Origin of the sequence: Streptomyces sp. NBC_00986, assembly GCF_045162565.1 — a bacterium.
Classification (GTDB): domain Bacteria; phylum Actinomycetota; class Actinomycetes; order Streptomycetales; family Streptomycetaceae; genus Streptomyces.
The window spans coordinates 1533907-1554089 of sequence record NZ_CP108733.1; the positions used below are offsets into that span (position 1 = coordinate 1533907).

Consider the following 20183-nt stretch of genomic DNA (forward strand, 5'->3'; position numbering starts at 1 on the left):
TGTTGAGCCGCTTCAGGGTGACCGGGAGCAAGCCCTGCCGAGCTGCGTCAGGAATGCCCGCTGATCGCGTGCGGAGTGTAGGGCTGCTCCAGCTCCTCCAACTCCTTGTCGCTCAGCTCCAGTTCTACGGCGGCCACGGCGTCCTCGATGTGCTGCGGCTTGGCCGCACCGACGATCGGCGCGGCCACCGTGCTCTGGTGCAGCAGCCAGGCGAGGGCGACCTGGGCGCGCGGGACGCCCCGGTCGCCGGCGATCCGGGTGACCGCTTCGACGATGGCCCGGTCGCCGTCCTGGTAGAGGCGGTTGCCGAAGTTGTCGGTGCTGCTGCGCTCGGTGGTGGTGCCCCAGTCCCGGGTGAGACGGCCGCGCGCCAGCGGACTCCAGGGCAGCACACCCACGCCCTGGTCCGCGCAGAGCGGCAGCATCTCGCGCTCCTCCTCGCGGTAGAGGAGGTTGTAGTGGTTCTGCATCGACACGAACTTCGTCCAGCCGTGCCGCTCGGCGATGTGCTGGTGCTTGGCGAACTGCCACGCGTACATCGAACTCGCCCCGATGTAGCGGACCTTGCCCGCCTTCACCAGGTCGTGCAGCGCCTCCATCGTCTCCTCGACGGGGGTGTGCGGGTCGGCGCGGTGGATCTGGTAGAGGTCGACGTAGTCGGTGCCGAGTCGCTCCAGGCTGTGGTCGATCTCGGACATGATCGCCTTGCGGGAGAGTCCGGCACCGTTGGGTCCGGGACGCGTCCTGCCGTGCACCTTCGTAGCGAGGACGACCTCGTCACGGCGGGCGAAGGCCTTCAGCGCCCGGCCGGTGATCTCCTCGCTGGTGCCGTCGGAGTACACGTTCGCCGTGTCGAGGAAGTTGATCCCGGCCTCCAGCGCCTGCCGGATCAGCGGGCGCGACGCCTCCTCGTCGAGGGTCCACTCGTGGGTGCCGCGGTCCGGGAGTCCGTAGGTCATGCAGCCCAGAGAGATCCGCGAGACGTCCAGGCCGGTCGAACCGAGCTTCACGTACTGCATCGTTGCTGCTCCTGCCTTCGAGTTCGGTACCGCTTCGGAGCGTACGACTTCGTGGGTACTCGAAGTCGCTCATGTGCGCGCACCCTTGACGAGTGGCGCGGCCGGGCGCTTTGATCCTGGACGTGCCCGCGCGTGCGGCGCGGTACGCAGAGGTGCGCCCAGCCGGTAGCGGACAGGTTCCAAGCCCGGCCACAGTCGCCAGGACCGCGGCTCCATCCGGTCCGAGGCGGGGTCGTACCCGCGATTGATGGAGCGGACATGCCCGTCAAGGGTGTCTCCCGCGTCGGAGGTCTCGGGACGGCCGCTGTCCTGAGCGGCGCTGTCGCGACCGCCGCGGTTCTGACCTCGTGCGGAACCTCGAACAGCTCGGCGCCGGACCGGCCGTCGCGCGCGGCGCCGTCGGAGAGCCCGTCCCGCGCGGCACCGTCGAGAAGCTCCACCCCGTCGAAGAGCCCCATGCCGTCGAGACGCCCCGGCCCATCGGCGAGCGCCTCGCTTCCGGCGCCCGGAGCGTTCCAACTCCCGCCGCTCCACGCCGACTTCGACTACCAGATCGGCGGTGCCTATCCCCCGCCGGCCGGCGTCCGGATCGTCAGCCGTGACCGTACGGCGTCGCCCGCGCCGGGCCTCTACAACATCTGCTACGTCAACGCCTTCCAGGCCCAGCCGGACGAGCGCGCCTCCTGGCCGGCCGACCTGCTGCTGCGCGACGCGGACGGCGAGGTGGTGGTCGACGAGGACTGGGGCGAGGCGCTGCTCGACATCGGTACGGCGGCGAAGCGGCAGCGGGTGGCGGCGCGGGTGAACCGGTGGATCGACGGCTGCGCGGCGAAGGGCTTCGACGCCGTCGAGCCGGACAACTACGACAGCTACACCCGCTCCCGCGGCCTCCTGACGGCGAACGACGCGACCGCCTTCATCGCCCTGCTCTCCCGGCACGCGCACGCCCGGCACCTGGCCATCGCCCAGAAGAACACCGTGGAGTTGGCGGGGCTCAGGAAGAAGCTCGGCCTCGACTTCGCGATCGCGGAGGAGTGCGCGGAGTACGACGAGTGCGGGGAGTACGCGAAGGCCTTCGCCGACCGGGTCATCGTCATCGAGTACTCCGACTCCGGTCTGCGCAAAGCCCGTTCGGGCTTCGCCGGGAGGCTCAGCATCGTGCGCCGGGACGTGGACGTGTCGACGCCCGGCAGCGCCGACTACGTCCGCAAGGTGCGGTGAGGAGGCCGTGATGGGCAACGGGATGTCACGCCGTGGGCTGCTGCTCGGGGCCGCCGCACTCGGGGCCGCGAGCGGGTGTGCGGGCGGTGCCTCGGACGGGGTCGGCGCGGACGGCCGGGTGACCGTGGAGCTGTGGCACGGGCAGGTCGACACGGGCCGCAAGGCGGTGGAGGCACTGGTCGCCGAGTTCAACCGGACCCACCCCACGATCCGTGTGGACCCGGGCGGCGGCGGGGTGTTGGCCGACGCGATGCTCCAGAAGGTGACCGCCGCGCTCGCCGCCGGGTCCTACCCGGACATCGCCTACATCTTCGGTTCGGACCTGGCGAGCGTGGCGCGCAGCCCGCGGGTCGTCGACCTGACGTCCGCGATGCACAACGGGCCGACACCGTGGAACACGTTCTGGAAGCCGGTGCGGGACGCGGTCACCGTCAACGGGCGGGTGCGGGCCGCGCCCGCGGTGCTCGACTCGCTGGCCGTCGTCTACAACAAGAAGCTGTTCCGGCAGGCCGGGCTCGACTACCCGAAGCCGGGCTGGAGTTGGGAGCAATTCACCGACACGGCACGGCAGTTGACCGACCACGACCGGGGCGTCTTCGGCACCGGCTGGCCGGCCGTGGGCGACGAGGACACGGTGTGGCGGCTGTGGCCGATGCTGTGGGATCTCGGCGGCGAGGTCGTCGCCCCGGACGGCAAGCACATCGGCTTCGCCGACCAGGGCGTCCGGGCGCTGCGCACACTCGCCCAACTCGGCCGCGACAAGAGCGTGTACCTCGACACGAAGCCCGGCAGCGAGCAGCTCTACCAGGTGTTCCTCAACAGCCGGATGGCCATGGTCGCGACCGGACCCTGGGAGTTGCCCGACATCATCACGGCGAAGATCGACTACGGGGTCGTGCCGCTGCCGACGTACAGCGGGCACGCGGTCACCATCTCCGGGCCCGACACGTGGACGGTCTTCGACAACGGTTCGGCCCGGTCCCGGGCAGCTGTGGAGTTCGTGCAGTGGATGAACTCCCCTGTCCACGACGTCCGTTGGGACATCTCGGCGGGCGGGCTGCCGCTGAGCACGGGCACCGCCGCGCGACCTGAGTGGCGGGAGCACAGCGCCCGTACGGTCGGGCTCGACGTCTTCACCGACACCCTGCGCTCGGCCCGCGTCCGGCCCGTCCATGCCGCGTATCCGCAGATCTCGCAGGCACTGGGCGAGGCGATCGTCTCCGTCCTGCTCGGCCGGGACTCCCCCGAGAAGGCGCTCCGTTCGTGCGCCGACAAGGCCGACGCGGCCCTGCTGATCCCCAGGTGACTTCCCCCTTCCGGGAGACCCCGATGTCCACACTGCCCCGCGCCCTCACCCTCCCCGCGCAACCCGCCGCGACCGCTCAGGCCGCGCGCCGCGCCGCCCGCCGTCGCGCCCGCCAAGAGCGGTCCACGGCCTGGGCGTTCATCGGTCCGTCGGTCGTGGTGATCCTCGGGCTGAGCGTCGTGCCCGTCGTCTGGTCGCTGCTGCTCTCGTTCCGCGCCGACGACCTGGTCACGCCCGGCCGCTGGGTCGGCCTCGACAACTACCGCGCCCTCGCCCAGGACCCCAACTTCCGTACGGCGGTGGGCAATACGCTGCTGTACGCGGCCCTGTACGTGCCGCTCAGCCTGGTCGGCGGACTCGCGCTTGCGTTGGCCCTCAACCGCCAAATCCGGCTCATCGGCCTGTACCGCACGCTGGTGTTCATCCCGTTCGTGGTGTCGGCGACCGCGCAGGGCGTGCTGTTCTCGTTCATCCTCGACCCGGAGTTCGGCGTCGCCAACGCGCTGCTGCACCACCTCGGCATCTCCGCACAGGGTTTCCTCGCCGACCCGGACCAGGCGCTGTACCTGCTGGTGCTGATCTCGCTGTGGAGCGGGGTCGGCTTCTGCGTCGTGGTGTACCTGGCCGCGCTCCAGGACGTGCCGCCCGAACTCGTCGAGGCGGCCCGCATCGACGGCGCGGGCCGGGTGCAGGTGCTGCGCCATGTGACGCTACCCGCGCTCACCCCGGTCACCGTCTTCCTGCTGCTGTGGCAGTTCATCACCTCGCTCCAGGTCTTCGACCTGATCTATGTGACGACGAAGGGTGGCCCGTTGGGCTCGACGACGGTGATCGTCTACTTCGTCTGGCAGCAGGCCTTCCAGATGTTCACCGCGGGCTACGGCGCCGCGTCCGCGTACGTCCTCGCGGTGGCGCTGCTGGTCGCGGGCGGCGCGCTGCGGGTCGTACGGCGACGGCAGGGCCGTACGGACGGGGGTGTGCGATGAGCGCGCGACGGGTGAGTGCGTGGCATCTGGTGCTGGCGCCGCTGGCGTTGTGCTTCGCGCTGCCGTTCGTGTGGCTGCTGCTGAGCTCGGTGATGACGAACGCGGAGATCAACCGCTTCCCACCCGCCTTGTGGCCCAAGGGAATTGACCTGGGCGGCTACCGCTATGTGCTGGGCAACGCGATGTTCCCGCGCTGGTTCGCCAACTCGCTGATCGTGGCGTCGGTGGCGGTGGTGTCGAATCTGCTGCTCGGGTCGCTCGGCGGGTACGCGTTCGCGCGGATGCGGTTCGCCGGGTCGCGGCTGCTGCTCGGACTGATGCTGGCGACGATGGTCGTGCCGTTCCAGCTGACGATGATCCCGACGTTCCTGGTGATGAAGTGGTTCGGGCTGATCGACACGCTGGGCGCGCTGATCCTGCCGTCGCTGGTGACGCCGTTCGCGGTGTTCCTGTTCCGGCAGTTCTTCCTCGCGCTGCCGAGGGAGATGGAGGAGGCGGCCTGGATCGACGGGTGTTCGCGGCTGCGGGTGCTGTTCTCGATCGTGATGCCGCTGGCCCGGCCGGCGCTCGCCACGGTCGCCGTCCTCACGTTCCTGTCCACGTGGAACGACCTGTCGTGGCCGCTGATCGCGATCAACCACGACACCCAGTACACGCTCCAGTTGGGCCTGACGACCTTTCAGGGACAGCACCACACCAAGTGGTCGGCGGTGATGGCGGGCAACGTCATCACGGTGGTGCCGGTGCTGGTGGCGTTCCTGCTGGCGCAGAAGACGTTCATCCAGTCGCTGACGTCGAGCGGCCTCAAGGGATGAGCCACGCACGGTATTTGACCCATCCTCAGAGGAGCCAGATGACCGACGTCAGGATCGCCTTCGTGGGCGCCGGCAGTGTGGTGTTCACGCAGGGCCTGCTCGCCGACCTGTTCGCGTTCCCCGAACTCGCCCACGCCCGGATCGCGTTGCACGACATCGACCCGGAACGCCTCGCGACGGCCGAGGGCGCCGCCCGGCACATCGCTCAAGTACGCGGCGCCGGGCCGGAGATCACCGCGCACCTGGACCGCCGATCGGCCCTCGCGGACGCCGACTTCGTCGTCAACATCGTCCAGGTCGGCATGAACGAGGCCACCCGCACCGACTTCGCGATCCCGGCCCGCTACGGCCTGCGCCAGACGATCGCCGACACCCTCGGCATCGGCGGCATCTTCCGGGCGCTGCGCACCTTCCCGGTCCTGCGGTCGCTCGCCGAGGACATGGCCGAACTCTGCCCCGACGCGCACCTGTTGAACTACACCAACCCGATGGCTATGAACCTCCTCTACCTGAGCCGCATCGCCCCCGCCCTCAAGGCGACGGGCCTGTGCCACTCGGTGTACTGGACGATGCACGACCTGTCCCAGCTGGTCGGCGTCCCCTTCGAGGAGGTCTCCTACCTGGCCGCGGGCGTCAACCACCAAGCGTGGGTGCTGCGTTTCGAGCAAGCCGGGCAGAACCTCTACCCACTCCTCGACGAGACGATCGCGAAGGACCCCGAACTCCTGCGCCGGGTCCGCGTCGACATGTACCGCAGACTCGGCCACTACCCCACCGAGACCAGCGAGCACTCCGCCGAGTACGTGCCCTGGTATCTCCACCACGACAGTGAGATCGAGCGGCTAAGGCTGCCGGTCGGCGCGTACCTGGAGATCGTCGAGGAGAACACCGCGAGCTACGAACGCACCCGTGACGCCCTCGCCTCCGGTATCCCGCTCCCCGTCGAGGGCACGCTGGAGTACGCCCCGCAGATCATCCACAGCATCGTCACCGGCACGCCCCGCACGGTCTACGGCAACGTCCCCAACCGCGGCCTCATCGACAACCTCCCCGCCGACTCGGTCGTCGAAGTCCCGTGCCTGGTCGACGCGTTGGGGGTCCAGCCCACCCGGATCGGCGCCCTGCCCCCGCAGTGCGCGGCCCTCAACAGCGCCTATGTCTCCGTCACCGACCTGGTGGTCCGCGCGGCCACCGACGGCGACCCGCGCCACATCCGGCACGCGGCGATGGCCGACCCCGCGACGGCGGCGGCCCTGCCGGTCGAGCGGATCTGGGACCTGTGCGACGACCTCGTCGCGGCACATGGAGAGCTGCTGCAGCCGGAACTGCGGGTCCGCCTGGGGCACTGAAGGCCGTCCGGCGTTGGTGTGACAGTCCCGGCCGCCCGGCGTGGGAGCGACCGGGCAGCGACCGGAGTCCCGCATCCTCGGCGCAGGCGACCGGCACCAGGCCGGTCGTGGCCGTACGGGAGGAACGCGGTGCCGAGACGTTCGACCGGATTGAGGACTCTGCTGATGGGGGCGGCCGCGCTGCCGCTGGCCCTGGTGTCGCCCGCGTGGGGTGGCACGGACCCTGCACCGTCCCCGCCCGAGCCGCCGTCGACCCTGTGCGCGCCGGCGGGCACCCTGCACGGCGCGCACGGCCAGCATGCCGTCGTCAGCCTCTGCGCGGGCAGCGGCACCCCGACCATGGCGGTCTCGGCTCCCGCGACCTGCGGACAGCTCAGGTCGGCCGTCCGGTACACGTGCCGCACCTCGGGCACCTGGACCGCCGAGCGTGACGGCGGGACGGCCGCGTCCGGCACGTTGCCGGGGTCGGGGCAGTATCCGGGCCCGGGGACGTACGCCTTCACGGCCACCGTGCGCGTCCGCTCCGCGCCCGAGGGCGTGGACCTGCAGGGCACCGTCCGCTCCACGCTGACCCTGACCGCGCCGAGGCCGAAGGTCACCCACGGCATCGAGGTCGACCGGAGCACGCTGCGGCCCGACTCGGTGACCACGCTGACGTACACGGTCCACCGGCACAGCGACGAGGGCGACGGCAGCGCGCGGTTCGGGCTCATCGCGGAGGAGGGCACGGGTGCGGAGCTGACCACGTCCGACCCGCGCTGCGTCAATCCGCTGGTCGGCCGCCACCCGTCGCAGGACCGGCTCCCGCACGCCCTGGACTGCGCGCTCACCGATCTCCAGCCGGGCCACCCGGACACGGTGGTGGTCCGGGTCGCCCTCAAGTCCCGTTGTTCCACGGTGGTTTCGAAGCTGGGGTACTGGATGCCGCAGGGCCAGGCGCTGTACACCGGGGGCATGCTGGCGGGACCGACCGTGACCTGCGGCTAGAGCAGGTCCAGCGCCCTCTCCCAGCCGAACTCCGGTCGCCCGCCGTCCGGTTGGTCCTCGCCGGAGTACGGGTCCCCGAACCGCACGCCCATCCCGCGCAGCCGTACCAGGCTCTCCTGGTAGGCGGGGTGGGCCGCCAACGCGTCGGCCACACAAGGGAGTACGACGATCGGGACGCCCAGGCCGTACGCCTCGCACAGGGTGCCGAGGGCGAGGGTGTCCGCCGTACCGGCCGCCCATTTGTTGATGGTGTTGAAGGTGGCGGGCGCGACGACCACCGCGTCCGGCGGCGGAAAGGGACGCGGGTCGCCCGGCACGCGCCAGGCGGACCGGACGGAGCGGCCGGTCTGCGCCTCGACGGCGGGGACGTCGAAGAAGCCGGACGCGGCGACCGGGGTCGCGATCACCCCGACCTCCCAGTCCAACTCCTGCGCGGCTGCGATGAGTTGGCCGACGCCGGCGGCGATCCCTGCGGCGCAGACGACGTAGAGGAAGGGCTTCGAGTCCTGTTCGATCACCCGGGGAGCCTACTGAAGGGGGAACGAGCGCCCGCGCTCCTCCTCGGACCGCGTGCCGAAGACGCGACGGTCCTGCTCCAGGATGGCCAGGTCGTTGATGCTGGCCTCGCGCCGGGTCATCAGGCCGTGCTCGTCGAACTCCCACAGCTCGTTGCCGTACGACCGCCACCACTGCCCGTCGGCGTCCCGGCACTCGTACTGGAAGCGGACGGCGATGCGGTTGCCGTCGAAGGCCCACAGGTCCTTGCGGAGCGCGTACTCCTGCTCGCGGGCCCACTTCGCGGTGAGGAACGCGACGATCTCGGCGCGGCCGGTGACGAAGATGTCGCGGTTGCGCCAGACGGAGTCCTCCGAGTAGGCGAGCGCGACCCGCTGCGGGTCACGGGTGTTCCAGGCGTCCTCGGCGGCCTGCACCTTCTGGGCGGCGGTCTCACGGGTGAAGGGCGGGAGGGGAGGGCGGTCGGCCATGGTCGTCTCCAGAGCGGCAAGATTCGGAGAACGTGCGTTCTCCAGATGACTGCTAACGTAGAGAACGCACGTTCTCAGGTCAAGAAGGGGTCGGTTCGATGGACAGCGAGGTCGCCCGGGAGCAGGCACTGGACGCCGCCGAGAAGCTGTTCTACGGACGGGGAGTTCAGGCCGTCGGCATGGACGCCGTCCGCACCGCATCCGGGCTCTCCCTCAAGCGGCTCTACCAACTCTTCCCCGCGAAGGAGGAGTTGGTGGAGGCGTATCTCGAACGGCGTGACCTGCGCTGGCGCGGACGCCTCGCCGAGCACGTCGAGCGGCACGATGATCCACAGGAACGGATTCCGGCCGTCTTCGACTGGCTGGAGGAGTGGTTCGGCGAGGCCGATTTCCGCGGCTGCGCGTGGATCAACTCCTACGGCGAACTGGGCGCCACCTCGGAGCGGGTGGTGACCCAAGTACGGGCGCACAAGCGGGCGTTCCGCGCGTATCTCGCCGGGCTCGTGGCGGAAGCGGGGCTGCCCGACGTACTCGCCGGGCAGTTGTTCCTGCTGGCCGAGGGGGCCATGGTCACGGCGGGCATCACGGGGAGCACGGAGCCGGCGGCGGAGGCGCGCGAGGCGGCCCTGGCGTTGTCGCGCGCCAACTGAGGTCAGGCGGCGGCGAGTTCCGTGAGCGCGGAACGGGCCTGGGCGAGGGAAGCTGCCGCCAGGTGCTCCAGGCCGGCCAGTTGGGGCAGGACATCGACCCGGGTGAGTTCGGCTACGACGAGGTGGAGGTTCTCCGGCAGGACGCCCAGGTTGCCGAAGTAGGCTTTCAGGTAAGGCTGTTGGAAGTCGAAGTGCTCGCGCGGGGTGCCGGGGCCGTATCCGCCGCCGCGTGCCATGACGGCGGCCACGCGAGTGTGCCGCAGGAGGCTCTCGCCGGTGTCCGGGTCGGTGAGCGCGCCGGGGAAGGTGACGCGGTCGATCCATGCCTTGAGGGTCGCGGGCACGGAGAAGTTGTACATGGGGACACCGAGCAACAGCGTGTCGGCGCCCAGCAGTTCGGTGACCAGCGGCAGGGTCAGCTCCCACTCGTGTTGTTCGTCCGCGGTCTCGATCAGGGCGGGGACCTTGGCGGGCGGGACGAATCCCTCGCGTTCCACGCGGCGACCGAGGGTGGTGTAGGCGGGGGTGATCGCCGGCACCGGTGCGGCGGACAGGTCGCGGTGGCGGTGGTCCGCCGTGCTGCCGTGGTGGGTGTGCCAGGTCCGCGCGAAGGCCTGGGTGAGTTGCCTGGTCACGGAGTCGGCGGTCGTGTCGGCGCTGGAGTCGATGTGCAGCAGCATGGTGTGGTCACCTCGGTCGGTTCGGGTTCGTCGGACTGGTGACGGAGCACGGCGAGGAGAGGTGACCCATGCGGGGGCACGACGAGTTGGCGGAGCGGTTCGAGGAGCGGCGCGGGCGGCTGCGGGCGGTCGCGTACCGGATGCTGGGTTCGCTCGCCGAGGCGGACGACGCGGTGCAGGAGGCCTGGCTCCGGCTCAGCCGTACGGGCGACGACGGCGTCGACAACCTCACCGCCTGGCTGACGACGGTCGTCTCCCGTATCTGCCTGGACATGCTCCGCTCGCGCGCGTCCCGACGAGAGGATCCCTACGGCGACGACCTGCCGGAGCCGAGCACCGACGACCTGCCCGAGGACGAGGTCGTACTCGCCGACTCGGTGGGGCTCGCGCTGCTGGTGGTGCTGGACACGCTGGGTCCGGCGGAGCGGGTCGCGTTCGTGCTGCACGACCTGTTCGCGGTGCCGTTCGACAGCGTCGCCGCCGTCCTGGACCGGTCCCGGCCCGCCGCGAAGAAGCTCGCCAGCCGGGCCCGGCACAAGGTGCGGGGCACGCCGGTGGTGCCGGGCGCCGAACTCGACCGGCACCGGGAGGTCGTCGAGGCGTTCCTGTCCGCCGCGCGGGGCGGTGACCTGGGCGCGCTGCTCGACGTCCTCGCCCCCGACGTCGTCCGGCACGCCGACCCCGCCGTGTTGCCGCCCGGCGTTTCGGCCGAGCTGCGTGGGGCCCGGGCGGTCGCGGAGGGGACGGTACTGCTGCGGCACCGGACCCGGTTCGCGACACTCGCACTCGTCGACGGGGACGTGGGGATCGTGGTCGCGCCGGGGGGACGGCTGTTGCTGGCTCTCCGGGTGAGGGTCGAGGGTGGGCGGGTTGCCGCGTACGAGGTGGTCGCGGGGCGGAAGGGTTTGCGGGGAGTCGAGGTGGGGGTGCTTGGGGTGATGGGTTGAGGCGGGCGGGCCGGCGGGTGCCGGCTTCGCGGCAGGAGGGGGTGGCCCGGCGGGCCGGCCACCCCCTGCTCAGGAACCGCTCGGCCCAGCCGGCCCGCCAGCGCGCCCAGGAGCCGCTCAGCCCGACGAGCCCGCCGCCCTCCATGAAGTACCCGCTCAGCCCACCGTGTCCGACACGGTGATCGCACTCACCGGGCAGGCCCGTGCCGCCTCCCTGAGCATCGGGTCGTCCGTGTCCTCCTTGCCCGGCAGCACCGTGCTGTAGCCGTCGTCGTCCTGGGTGAAGACGTTCGGGGCGGCCAGGGCGCACTGGCCCGCCCCGATGCAGATGTCCTTGTCGATGTGGATTTCCGTGTGCATGGTGCGCAGCCTCTTACCAGGTCACGGGGAGTTCCAGCATCCCCTGGATCGTGTCGCCGGGTTTGAAGGGGATCTCCTCCGCCGGCACGGCCAGGCTCAGCGTGGGCAGCCGCTCGAAGAGGCTGCGCAGGGCGATCTCCAGTTCGGCGCGGGCGAGGTTCTGGCCGAGGCACTGGTGGATGCCGAAGCCGAACGAGACGTGATGGCGGGTGGGCCGGTGCCAGTCCAGGGTGTCCGGGGCGGTGTAGACGTCCTCGTCGCGGTTGATGACCGCGGCCGAGAAGATCACCCCCTCGCCGGCCCGGATCGTCGTGCCGTCCACCTCGATGTCCTCGAGAGCCTGCCGCATCAGCCCGTCCACGATGGACAGCGACCGCATCAGTTCCTCGACCGCGTCGGGCAACAGCCCTGGATCGTCCCGGAGTTCGGTGAGCCGCTCGGGGTGGAGCAGCAGCGTGTAGGTGCCCAGGGAGATCATGTTGGCGGTCGTCTCGTGGCCCGCGACGAGGAGGATGATCGCGAGGGAGATCAACTCCTCGCGGTCCAGCGCCCCTTCGTTCAGCTGGTCCCGGACGAGGTCGTCCAGCACCCCCTCGCCCGGACTCTGCCGCTTGCGGTCGATCAACTCGCCCAGATACGCCTCCAGTTGATCGCGGGCGTCCTGGCTGTCCTCGGCCTTCGGACCGCGCAGCAGGCGCCGGGACTGGGCCTCGAAGAACTCGTGGTCGGCGTACGGGACGCCGAGCAGCGCGCAGATCACCATCGAGGGAACGGGCAGCGCGAACGCGGACACCAGGTCGGCGGTCGGACCCCGGTCGATCATCGCGGCGAGCAGTTCGTCGACGATCCGCTGGATGTCGGGCCGCATCGCCGCGGCGCGTTTGACGGTGAAGGCGGGGATCATCATCCGCCGCTTGGTGCGGTGCTTGGGGTCGTTCTCGCCGAGCAGGGCGACCTTGCGGTTCCGGACCGCCGCGAACCGTTCGTTGGTCACGGGGAAGTCGGGCTGACTGCGGTCGGTGGACAGCCGCTGGTCGGCCAGCAGTGCGCGGGCGGCGGTGTGTCCGGTGACGAGCCACGCCGTGCGGCCGTCGTAGAGCGTGACGCGGGTCAGCGGGCGGGCGGCGCGAAGGGGGTCGTAGCCGGCGGGCGGGTGGTAGGGGCAGGTGCGGTCCTGTGGGAAGGAGACGGGTTCGGGCAGGTCGGTCGGAGCCGTCAGTTCCGTCAGATCCGTCATGGAAGACCTCGCAGACGAAGAGTGCGTCTTGCCGATCTTCATTAGATGCCCGAGGCACCTATAGGGCCACCTGAAGTTCGGCCAGATCGGTGGTACCTACAATCTGGCCGAACCTGATGGCCCCGGCCGACTCGACGATCACGGTCGCGGGACCGGTCCGACGTCACCCGCCCGCGACCGGAGTCCCGCAGTCCGCCTGGGCGAAGGCCAAGGTCACGGCGAGGCTGTCCTCGTACACGTGACAGCGGACGAACACCCCGTCCCGGACGGTGAGATGAAGAGCGAACCTGGCGCGATACGGCCGTCCGGTGGGCCTGGCGGTGAGCCGGATCTCGCCGAGAACCACCGCGTCCTGGCCGTCGACGAGGATGCGCTCGATCTCCGTGCCCACCTGTCCCGGCACATGGTGGGCTGCGAGATCCCGGAAGTGGTCGGCGACATCGGCGCGAGTGGCACGGTGCCGGATCCACGGGGTGGCTGGACGACCGTGCTCGTCCTCGGGCCAGTCGAGCCTCCAGTCGACGTGCTCGGCGTACAACTCGGCGATGCGCTCGGGCTCGGCGTGGCCGATCCGGTGCAGCAGGTCTTCCACGACGGTGCGGGTGGTCGGGGTCGTGGACATCGGGCGCTCTCCCTCGGCCGGTGATCGTGCGGGGTGCCGACTGTGCCGGAGAGGTCCTTCCGGTGCGATTACCTCCGAGGTCATCACCCGGTGGAGGGGGCGTGGCCGAAGAGAGCCGCGGTATGGATGAATCACGCACCGGCTGGTGTTGAATCTCGGTGCCAGACAGCCGTAGAACGCGAGATGGGACGAATGCCATGCCTCTTGAGGGCGAGTACGAACCCAGCCCGTCGCAGTGGGTCCGCGACCAGGTCGAGCTGTACGAGAGCTCGGGCGGTACCAAGGGGACAACGCTGGCGGACACCGGTCTGCCCGTCATCCTGCTGACGACGGTGGGCGCCAAGAGCGGGAAGATCCGCAAGACCCCGCTGATGCGTGTCGAGCACGACGGGGTCTACGCCGTCGTCGCCTCGCAGGGCGGCGCGCCCACGCATCCGGTGTGGTACTTCAACGTCCAGGCCGATCCGCACGTCGAGTTGCAGGACGGACCGGGGAAGTGGGACCTGACGGCCCGCGAGGTCACCGGCGACGAGAAGGCCGTGTGGTGGGAGCGGGCGGTCGCCGCGTATCCCCCGTACGCCGAGTACCAGACGAAGACGGACCGGCAGATCCCCGTGTTCGTCCTCGAACCGGCCGCCGGAAGCTGAGTACCGGGGACTGACCGGCCCGGAGAGATTTTCTTGTTTCCGGGGCGCATGAACCGGTGACCGTCGGGCATCCGACGTTCAGGCCCCGCCGCGCTCCCCCGTCGCGGCGGGGCTTCTCCGTTCCTCCTCCACCGGCCGGTCGGTGATGTCCAGGAAGATCTCGCCGGCTTCGGAGACCGCCTCGCCGAGCGACCGCTTGATGCGCACCGAGACCTCCTCGACCCGCTCGCTGTCCATCCCGGGGACCAGGTCGATCCGGGCCGCGACCATCGTGGAGTCGAGCCCCATCCGCATCGTGAACAGCGCCTCGACGCTGTCGATCTCGGGCTCGGCCGCCAGCAACTCGCGGATCCTGTCGCTCAGTTCGGGGTCGACGGCCTCGCCGATGAGCTGGTCGCGGGCGTCGCGGCCGAGGCGGTAGGCGACGTAGCCGAGCAGCAGTCCGATCGCGATCGACGCGGACGCCTCCCACACCACCTGCCCGGTGATCATGTGCAGCACCATGCCGATGATGGCGAGGGTCACGCCGAGCACGGCCGTGCCGTCCTCGGCCACGACGGTCCGCAGCGCGGGGTCGCGCAGCGCCTCCGTGCCGCCGCCCTGGGCGCGCACCTGGTGCAGGGCCCGAAGCAGGGAGATCCCCTCCACGACCAGGGCGACGGCGAGCACGATCAGGCCCACCAGGTAGCCGGTGGACGTCTCCTCGGCCCCGTTGCGCAGGGCCTCGATCCCCTGGAACACGGAGAAACAGGCGCCCATCACGAAGATCCCGACGGCCGCGAGCAGCGACCAGAAGAACCGCTCCTTGCCGTAGCCGAAGGGGTGCCGGCTGTCGGCGGGGCGGCGGCTGCGGCGCAGGGCCGCGAGGAGGAAGACCTCGTTGAGGCTGTCGGCCACGGAGTGCGCGGCCTCGGAGAGCAGCGCGGGCGACCCCGCGACCAGACCACCGACGGCCTTGGCGGCCGCGATCACCAGGTTGGCGGCGAGGGCCACGAGGACGGTGACGCGGGTCTTGCGGTCGGATTCGTGGTCGGCAGCTGTGTCGCTCATCCACCCCGACTGCCCCTGAAGGTACTGCTCACACCCTCTACCGGAGGACCGGTTTCGATGACACCGTCGGGACGGCGACCGTCCCGACCCGTCAGTTCGTGCGCAGAAGGAGATCCCCGTGGCCAAGATCAAGAAGAAGAAGAAGAAGCTCCCCCTCCTCTACCAGCCCGTCGGCCTCGTCCTGGGTCTGGTGAGCGGTGCCCTCGCCGGCCGTGCCTTCCGCGCCACGTGGAAGGCGATACGGCACGAGGACAACGCCCCCGATCCACTGGACCGGGACCGCGGCTGGGCCGAGATCCTGATCGCCGCCGCGCTCCAGGGCGCCCTCTTCGCGGTGGCGCGCGGCGCGGCGGACCGCACCGGCGCGAAGGCCATCGAACGCTCGACCGGGATCTGGCCGGCGAAGGACAAGGGCGGCCGGGAGTAAGGCAGTTGGGACCGGGGCGGCCGGGAGCGAGGTCGCTCAGACCTGGCCGGCGGCCGTCGGCGGTACCGGGCGGAGCGTGAAGGAGTGGCCGGCCGGGTCCGCGTACACGCGCTCCTCGTGCGGGCCCGGCATGTCCTTGGTCTCCAGCGGGCGGCCGCCGAGTCCGACGATCCTGCGCTCGGCCTCGTCCATGTCCTCCACCAGGAAGTCCAGGTGGACCTGTTGGTTGTTCTCGGCGCGGGGCCAGCTCGGCGGGGTGGCGCTGAGGTCCCGGCGGAACGCCAGCCGGGTCCCGTCGGCACCCCTGATCTCCACCTGGTCGAGGGTGATGTCCGTCTGCTCGCCGTCCAGCAACTCCGTGTAGAACACGGCGAGTTTCTCCGGCTCGACCGCGTCGAGCACCACGAAGCTAGCGTTGACCAATGCCATGTGTCCTCCGAAGACTGGGGCGGGCAAGGGTCGAGTCCGGTTGCCTCGCCCCCAACGGATATCCCCGTTCCGTCAGTTGATGCCGAGAACCGGAGTCGATCGACGAACATGCAACAACCGCACGGCTCTCCTGGTTCGGGTGGGACACAGGATGCAAGAGTGAGACGGGTGAAGCCTCGTATCGCCGTAGTGACCCTCGCCGTCTGCACCGCGCTCGCTCCGCTCAGCGGATGCGGGAGCGGTACCGGCGCCCATGAATCGTCGCCGTCCCCGGAAGAACCTACGACGGCCGCCGCGAGCCGAACTCCCGCTCCGGGCAAGGGTTCCAAGGACCCCGACGACATCAACGGCGACGGTCACCGCGACCTCGTGGTGCCGATCGTCGTCGGCGGCGGCGAGGGCGCCACCGACGAACGGGTCGGTGTGGTCTACGGATCGGCGAAGGGACTCGACCCGTCGACGCGCACGGTCTACGGCCGCGCCGACCTGGGCCTGCCCGAACCCGGCAGGCAACTCCTCGCCCCCAAGGGCTCGTTGTCCGCCGCCGACCTCACCACCGCCGATCTGGACAGCGATGGCTTCCCCGACTTCATCACCACCGTCCAGGGCGCGATGACGTCGGACAACAACGTCATCGCCCCGCGCACCCTCCCGTACATAGCGTGGGGCGGCCCGGGCGGACCGACGGGGAAGACCTCCGCCACGCCGGTCCAACTCCCGCGGAGCGCGACGAAGTTGGGCATCCAGTCCGTGGTGCGCGGCGACTTCGACGGCGACGGGCACCACGATCTCGCCGGGTTCGCGTACAACCACTCGTCCCTGGTGGTGATGTACGGCCCGTTCTCGCGCTCGGGCGCACCCGCCCGCACCGACACGAGCCTTCCCTGGGCGGACGGCGATCTCACCGCCGACGCCGTCGCCCCGTCCGGCACGCCGCGCGCGACCTCGCTCCTGATGCACGCGGTGAGCGACGGCGAGCAGTCCGGCAACACGCTCTACACCGCCCACCGAGGTTCCCAACTGTCCTCTACCGGACGTCAGTTGAGGAGCGGCAACGCCCACGCGTTCGGTGACTTCGACGGTGACGGGCAGCGCGATGTGGCGGTCGGCGACGACGGCAGCCGCAACGACGAGCCCGGCTACGAGACCGAGCCGGCCGATGTCGACGGTTCGCTCGCCGTGTATCCCGGTACCGGCGGCGCACCGGTGACGTACCGGCTCCCCGAGGCGCCGAAGTCCGCGCGCACCCAGTACGGGCCCGGTGGCTATGTGTCCGCCGACCCGGACGGCGACGGCCGTGACGGCATCCTCGTCGCCACGTACGAGGGCGCGACACTCATCGACGGCACCCGGCGGACCACGGTCCTGCGCGACGGGCCCGCCGCGGAGGACGGCAGGAAGATACCGGCGAAGTGGCGGCACGCCCGGCCCGCGGGGGCCGCCGACTTCAACGGCGACGGCAGGGACGAACTGGTCCTGAACTGGGGCGCGGACGCGAAGTTCGGCACATACGGCGAGCGCGCCACACGCTGGTGGATCACCGAGGGCACGACGGCGGCGAACAGGGCGACGTTCACGACGACGGCCTTCGCCCCGCGCGCCTCGCAAACCCCGCCCTCGTCGTAGCGATCGGGCTCAGTCGGCCACCAGCCACTCCCCGTCCCGCATCAGGTCCCGCCCCTTCAGCTCGTTGGCCTCCCGCCAGGCCTGCACGCGCTGCGGCCGGATCCTGAAGTACAGGTAGGGCGTGGTCAGTTCGCGCGGGTCGAAGCCGGTCTTCGAGGCGAAGATCTCGGCGTCCTCCTCGGGCAGGTCGTCCGGCGTCAGCATCACCACCGTGCCCTCGACCATCACGACGTCCCGGGTCGGCCCGATGCCGAGCCGGGCGACGCCGGTCGAGACGAGGTTACGGCCGGTGGGACTCGCGGCCGGGGTGGCGAACAGCAGGGTCGTGCCGTCCCACACGAACGACAGCGGAACGAGATAGGGCGCTCCCCCGTCCTCACCGGCCGTGGCGACCCAGGCGTCCTCATCCTGCTCCAGCCGACGGAGCGTGTCCTGCTTGCGCTGCTTCGCGGTGCGTGCGGGCTCGTGAGTCATGACCCCAGTCTGCCGCTCAGCCCTCCGCCGCCGCACGGATCTCGGCGAGCCGCGCCGCAGCCGCGCTGAGCAGCAGATCCAGGGCCGCCGGGTAGGAACTGTGCCGCATGGTGGCCACAAGATGCCGGGCCGTCGCCGCGATGTGCGGGTGCGTGTCAGCGGGCAGCCGCGCGTACGTCGCCTGCCATACGGCCGCCTCCGCCTCGCGGGCCGGTTTCGGCAGCGCCGTGTTCGCCGAGTCGAGGGCGCCGAAGGCGAGGGCCTGGTCGACGTAGGCGTGGTAGATCCGCACCGCCTCGACATCGGGGAACCCGGCCCCGCGCAGCACCCCGAGGATCGCCTCCACGGCCTGGATCTCGTACACCCGCCCGGTCACCCGGTAGGAGCTGAGCACCGCCGCCCGGGGATGCGCGAGCGCCCCTGCGTGCACGCGCAGCCCCAGTTCCCGCAGGTCGGCCCGCCAGTCGCCGCTGGGCCGCCAGGTGCGCAGCGTCCGCCCGATCAGCTCGTCCGCGACGGCCAGCATCAGGTCGTCGGTGTGCCGGAAGTAGCGGTACAAGGAGCTGGGATCGGCGCCGAGAGCGCGCCCGAGTCGGCGCACGGACAGGGCATCGGCCCCATGCTCCTCGATCAATCTCAAGGCAGTCTCGACGATCAGTTCCTCGGACAGGACGACGCCCTGTTTGGTGGGGCGCCTGCGCTGCCGGGCGGCGGCCGGGACGACACGCTCGCTCATACGCAACCTCCTCGATGGTCCGTCCGGGTGTCCGCACCTTACGACAACACCGTTGACCTGTTAAGTGCGCGGGCAGTTTCATGTGCGTTCACCGGGGCCGTTCGGGCCCCCCGGTGCGAGCGGAGAGCACGCCATGAACGACACGCCACCCCCGTCGGGGCCCGCACTGCGCAAGTCCCTCGGTCTGCTGGACGGCGTCGCCATCGCCGCGTCCAGCACGGCCGCGACCACCAGCATCGGCATCGGTCTGGGCGTGACCGCCGGGGTGGTCGGGCTGCATCTGCCGGCGATCATGCTGCTCGCGTTCCTGCCGATCCTGGGCATCGCGGGCGCCTACTCCCGGCTGAACAAGGTGGAGCCGAACGCGGGCAACGGCTATGTGTGGGTGGGCCGTTCACTCACTCCGTGGCTCGGCTTCCTGGTCGGCTGGGTGAACATCGTCGCCACGATCGCCTTCCTCGCCTACACCACGGCGGTCACCGGCTCGGCGATGATCCAGCTGGCCGGCGAGGCCGGAGTACACCAAGCGGGCGGCCTCACCCTCGACCCGGGCTCGACGGCACAGACAACCGCCGTGGGCATCCTGATCCTCGTCGCCGTCACCCTCACCGCCGTGACCGGCGTCCGCACCGCGGCCCGCCTCCAGACGGGACTACTGATCTTCGAGTACGTCGTCCTCCTCGGCTTCTGCGGCTACGGCATCGTCACCGGCCCGCACGCCTTCAGCCTGAGCTGGTTCGACCCGTTCGCGATCCCCTCGGCGTCGGCGCTCGCGCAGGGCCTGCTGCTGTCGGTGTTCTGCTACTGGGGATTCGAGGCCGCGTTCACCGTGAACGAGGAAGTGCGCGACCCACGCGACGCGTCCCGGGCCGGGCTGATCACCCTGGTGACGATGCTGGGCCTGTTCCTGCTCGGCTCGATCGCCTTCCAACGGGTGCTGTCCGAGGACGAGTTGGCGGGCCACGGCGCCCAGGGCCTGGCGTACTTCGGCGACCGCCTCGCCTCCCGGCCACTGGCCGCACTCCCCCTGGTCGCCCTGATGTTCTCGGCGGTCGCTTCCCTCCAGGCGGGCGTGATCCCCACCGCCCGAGGCATGTTCGCGATGAGCCGCGACCGCACCCTCGGCCCGGTCTGGGGCAAGGTCAGCGCCCGCTACGGCACTCCGGCCCTCGGCACCCTGCTGATCGGCGCGCTGGCAACGGCAGTCGCGGCACTGTCGCTCGTGATACCCCGCCTGGCCGACATGATCATGGCCACGGTGAACGCCGTAGGAATCGTCGTAGCGCTCTCCTACGCCCTGACCGCTCTGGCCGCAGCCGTCCGCTTCCGTTCGCTCCTCCGGGAGGACCGGCGGCAGGGCGTGCGCGCCGTCGTCCTGCCCACGCTGAGCGCCATGTCCCTGCTGGCACTGGGCGGTTACCTCTGCTGGTCCTTCTACACGTCCACCGATCACCTCGAAGTCAGCGCGGACAACGGCTGGTTCCTGCTGCTCACCCCGCTGGCCATGATCGCGTCCGGCTTCCTGGCCGCCGCGTGGGCCAAGTGGGTGCGCAGATCGCCGTACTTCCACTCGGGCCGAGGCACCGACGCCGACGCGCCGCAGCTCCTCGCCACCTCCCGCTAACCCCG

23 protein-coding genes are annotated in these 20183 nt (G+C 70.6%); 12 read left to right on the top strand and 11 right to left on the bottom strand.

All coding sequences use genetic code 11. The features are described 5' to 3' along the window. Positions 1-47: 47 nt before the first annotated feature. On the bottom strand, positions 48-1019 hold the full coding sequence (locus OG504_RS06785; RefSeq protein ID WP_405988905.1) for an aldo/keto reductase: 972 nt from the start codon (positions 1017-1019) through the stop codon (positions 48-50). Positions 1020-1475: 456 nt separating this feature from the next. Here OG504_RS06785 and OG504_RS06790 point away from each other — a divergent pair, with 456 nt between their 5' ends. From OG504_RS06790 to OG504_RS06815, 6 genes are all read left to right on the top strand, one after another. Next, entirely contained in the window at positions 1476-2240 is a 765-nt protein-coding gene (locus OG504_RS06790) for an endo alpha-1,4 polygalactosaminidase (RefSeq protein WP_405988906.1), read from the top strand. A 10-nt stretch (positions 2241-2250) separates the two neighbouring features. Beyond that, on the top strand, positions 2251-3546 hold the full coding sequence (locus tag OG504_RS06795) for an ABC transporter substrate-binding protein (protein WP_405988907.1): 1296 nt from the start codon (positions 2251-2253) through the stop codon (positions 3544-3546). A 23-nt stretch (positions 3547-3569) separates the two neighbouring features. Then, positions 3570-4532 (top strand): carbohydrate ABC transporter permease, encoded by a 963-nt coding sequence (locus OG504_RS06800; protein ID WP_405988908.1) that lies wholly within the window; start codon positions 3570-3572, stop codon positions 4530-4532. After that, positions 4529-5347 carry a carbohydrate ABC transporter permease gene (locus OG504_RS06805; RefSeq protein WP_365299403.1) on the top strand — a complete coding sequence of 273 codons (819 nt, stop codon included), beginning with the start codon at positions 4529-4531 and terminating at the stop codon, positions 5345-5347. Before OG504_RS06800 ends, OG504_RS06805 begins: the two co-directional genes overlap by 4 nt. 38 nt (positions 5348-5385) lie before the next feature. Next, positions 5386-6696 carry an alpha-glucosidase/alpha-galactosidase gene (locus tag OG504_RS06810; protein ID WP_405988909.1) on the top strand — a complete coding sequence of 437 codons (1311 nt, stop codon included), beginning with the start codon at positions 5386-5388 and terminating at the stop codon, positions 6694-6696. Between the two features lie 129 nt (positions 6697-6825). Further along, positions 6826-7683: a hypothetical protein gene (locus OG504_RS06815; protein WP_405988910.1), complete on the top strand. Its 858-nt coding sequence runs from the start codon at positions 6826-6828 to the stop codon at positions 7681-7683. On the opposite strand, the gene OG504_RS06820 is transcribed toward OG504_RS06815, so the two are convergent. Then, positions 7680-8201: a flavoprotein gene (locus tag OG504_RS06820; protein WP_405988911.1), complete on the bottom strand. Its 522-nt coding sequence runs from the start codon at positions 8199-8201 to the stop codon at positions 7680-7682. The genes OG504_RS06815 and OG504_RS06820 overlap by 4 nt on opposite strands. A gap of 9 nt (positions 8202-8210) precedes the next feature. Further along, a complete protein-coding gene (locus OG504_RS06825) occupies positions 8211-8669 on the bottom strand; it encodes a nuclear transport factor 2 family protein (protein ID WP_405988912.1) in 459 nt (152 codons plus the stop codon). A gap of 98 nt (positions 8670-8767) precedes the next feature. On the opposite strand from OG504_RS06825, the gene OG504_RS06830 reads away from it, so the two are divergent. Next, entirely contained in the window at positions 8768-9319 is a 552-nt protein-coding gene (locus OG504_RS06830) for a TetR/AcrR family transcriptional regulator (protein WP_405988913.1), read from the top strand. 2 nt (positions 9320-9321) lie between these two features. Here OG504_RS06830 and OG504_RS06835 read toward each other — a convergent pair whose 3' ends face one another. Beyond that, on the bottom strand, positions 9322-9999 hold the full coding sequence (locus OG504_RS06835; protein WP_405988914.1) for an FMN-dependent NADH-azoreductase: 678 nt from the start codon (positions 9997-9999) through the stop codon (positions 9322-9324). Positions 10000-10067: 68 nt separating this feature from the next. Here OG504_RS06835 and OG504_RS06840 point away from each other — a divergent pair, with 68 nt between their 5' ends. Further along, on the top strand, positions 10068-10946 hold the full coding sequence (locus OG504_RS06840; RefSeq protein ID WP_405988915.1) for a sigma-70 family RNA polymerase sigma factor: 879 nt from the start codon (positions 10068-10070) through the stop codon (positions 10944-10946). 156 nt (positions 10947-11102) lie between these two features. On the opposite strand, the gene OG504_RS06845 is transcribed toward OG504_RS06840, so the two are convergent. From OG504_RS06845 to OG504_RS06855, 3 genes are all read right to left on the bottom strand, one after another. After that, a complete protein-coding gene (locus OG504_RS06845; protein WP_405988916.1) occupies positions 11103-11306 on the bottom strand; it encodes a ferredoxin in 204 nt (67 codons plus the stop codon). 13 nt (positions 11307-11319) lie between these two features. After that, positions 11320-12543 carry a cytochrome P450 gene (locus tag OG504_RS06850; protein WP_405988917.1) on the bottom strand — a complete coding sequence of 408 codons (1224 nt, stop codon included), beginning with the start codon at positions 12541-12543 and terminating at the stop codon, positions 11320-11322. 163 nt (positions 12544-12706) lie between these two features. Beyond that, positions 12707-13165 carry a nuclear transport factor 2 family protein gene (locus OG504_RS06855; RefSeq protein WP_405988918.1) on the bottom strand — a complete coding sequence of 153 codons (459 nt, stop codon included), beginning with the start codon at positions 13163-13165 and terminating at the stop codon, positions 12707-12709. A gap of 197 nt (positions 13166-13362) precedes the next feature. Between OG504_RS06855 and OG504_RS06860 the strand changes: the two genes are divergently transcribed. Then, on the top strand, positions 13363-13812 hold the full coding sequence (locus tag OG504_RS06860; protein WP_405988919.1) for a nitroreductase family deazaflavin-dependent oxidoreductase: 450 nt from the start codon (positions 13363-13365) through the stop codon (positions 13810-13812). A gap of 78 nt (positions 13813-13890) precedes the next feature. Here the strand turns inward: OG504_RS06860 and OG504_RS06865 are convergent, their stop codons facing one another. Then, positions 13891-14862: a cation diffusion facilitator family transporter gene (locus OG504_RS06865; protein ID WP_405988920.1), complete on the bottom strand. Its 972-nt coding sequence runs from the start codon at positions 14860-14862 to the stop codon at positions 13891-13893. 118 nt (positions 14863-14980) lie between these two features. On the opposite strand from OG504_RS06865, the gene OG504_RS06870 reads away from it, so the two are divergent. Continuing rightward, positions 14981-15289: a DUF4235 domain-containing protein gene (locus OG504_RS06870; RefSeq protein ID WP_405988921.1), complete on the top strand. Its 309-nt coding sequence runs from the start codon at positions 14981-14983 to the stop codon at positions 15287-15289. Positions 15290-15325: 36 nt separating this feature from the next. Here the strand turns inward: OG504_RS06870 and OG504_RS06875 are convergent, their stop codons facing one another. Then, on the bottom strand, positions 15326-15718 hold the full coding sequence (locus tag OG504_RS06875) for a VOC family protein (RefSeq protein WP_405988922.1): 393 nt from the start codon (positions 15716-15718) through the stop codon (positions 15326-15328). A 168-nt stretch (positions 15719-15886) separates the two neighbouring features. On the opposite strand from OG504_RS06875, the gene OG504_RS06880 reads away from it, so the two are divergent. Then, positions 15887-17344 (top strand): FG-GAP repeat domain-containing protein, encoded by a 1458-nt coding sequence (locus OG504_RS06880; protein ID WP_405988923.1) that lies wholly within the window; start codon positions 15887-15889, stop codon positions 17342-17344. Positions 17345-17353: 9 nt separating this feature from the next. Here the strand turns inward: OG504_RS06880 and OG504_RS06885 are convergent, their stop codons facing one another. Next, positions 17354-17818, bottom strand: a complete 465-nt coding sequence (locus tag OG504_RS06885; RefSeq protein WP_405988924.1) for a pyridoxamine 5'-phosphate oxidase family protein — start codon at positions 17816-17818, stop codon at positions 17354-17356. A 16-nt stretch (positions 17819-17834) separates the two neighbouring features. After that, on the bottom strand, positions 17835-18554 hold the full coding sequence (locus tag OG504_RS06890) for a TetR/AcrR family transcriptional regulator (RefSeq protein ID WP_405988925.1): 720 nt from the start codon (positions 18552-18554) through the stop codon (positions 17835-17837). Positions 18555-18687: 133 nt separating this feature from the next. On the opposite strand from OG504_RS06890, the gene OG504_RS06895 reads away from it, so the two are divergent. Continuing rightward, on the top strand, positions 18688-20178 hold the full coding sequence (locus OG504_RS06895) for an APC family permease (protein WP_405988926.1): 1491 nt from the start codon (positions 18688-18690) through the stop codon (positions 20176-20178). Positions 20179-20183 lie beyond the last annotated feature (5 nt).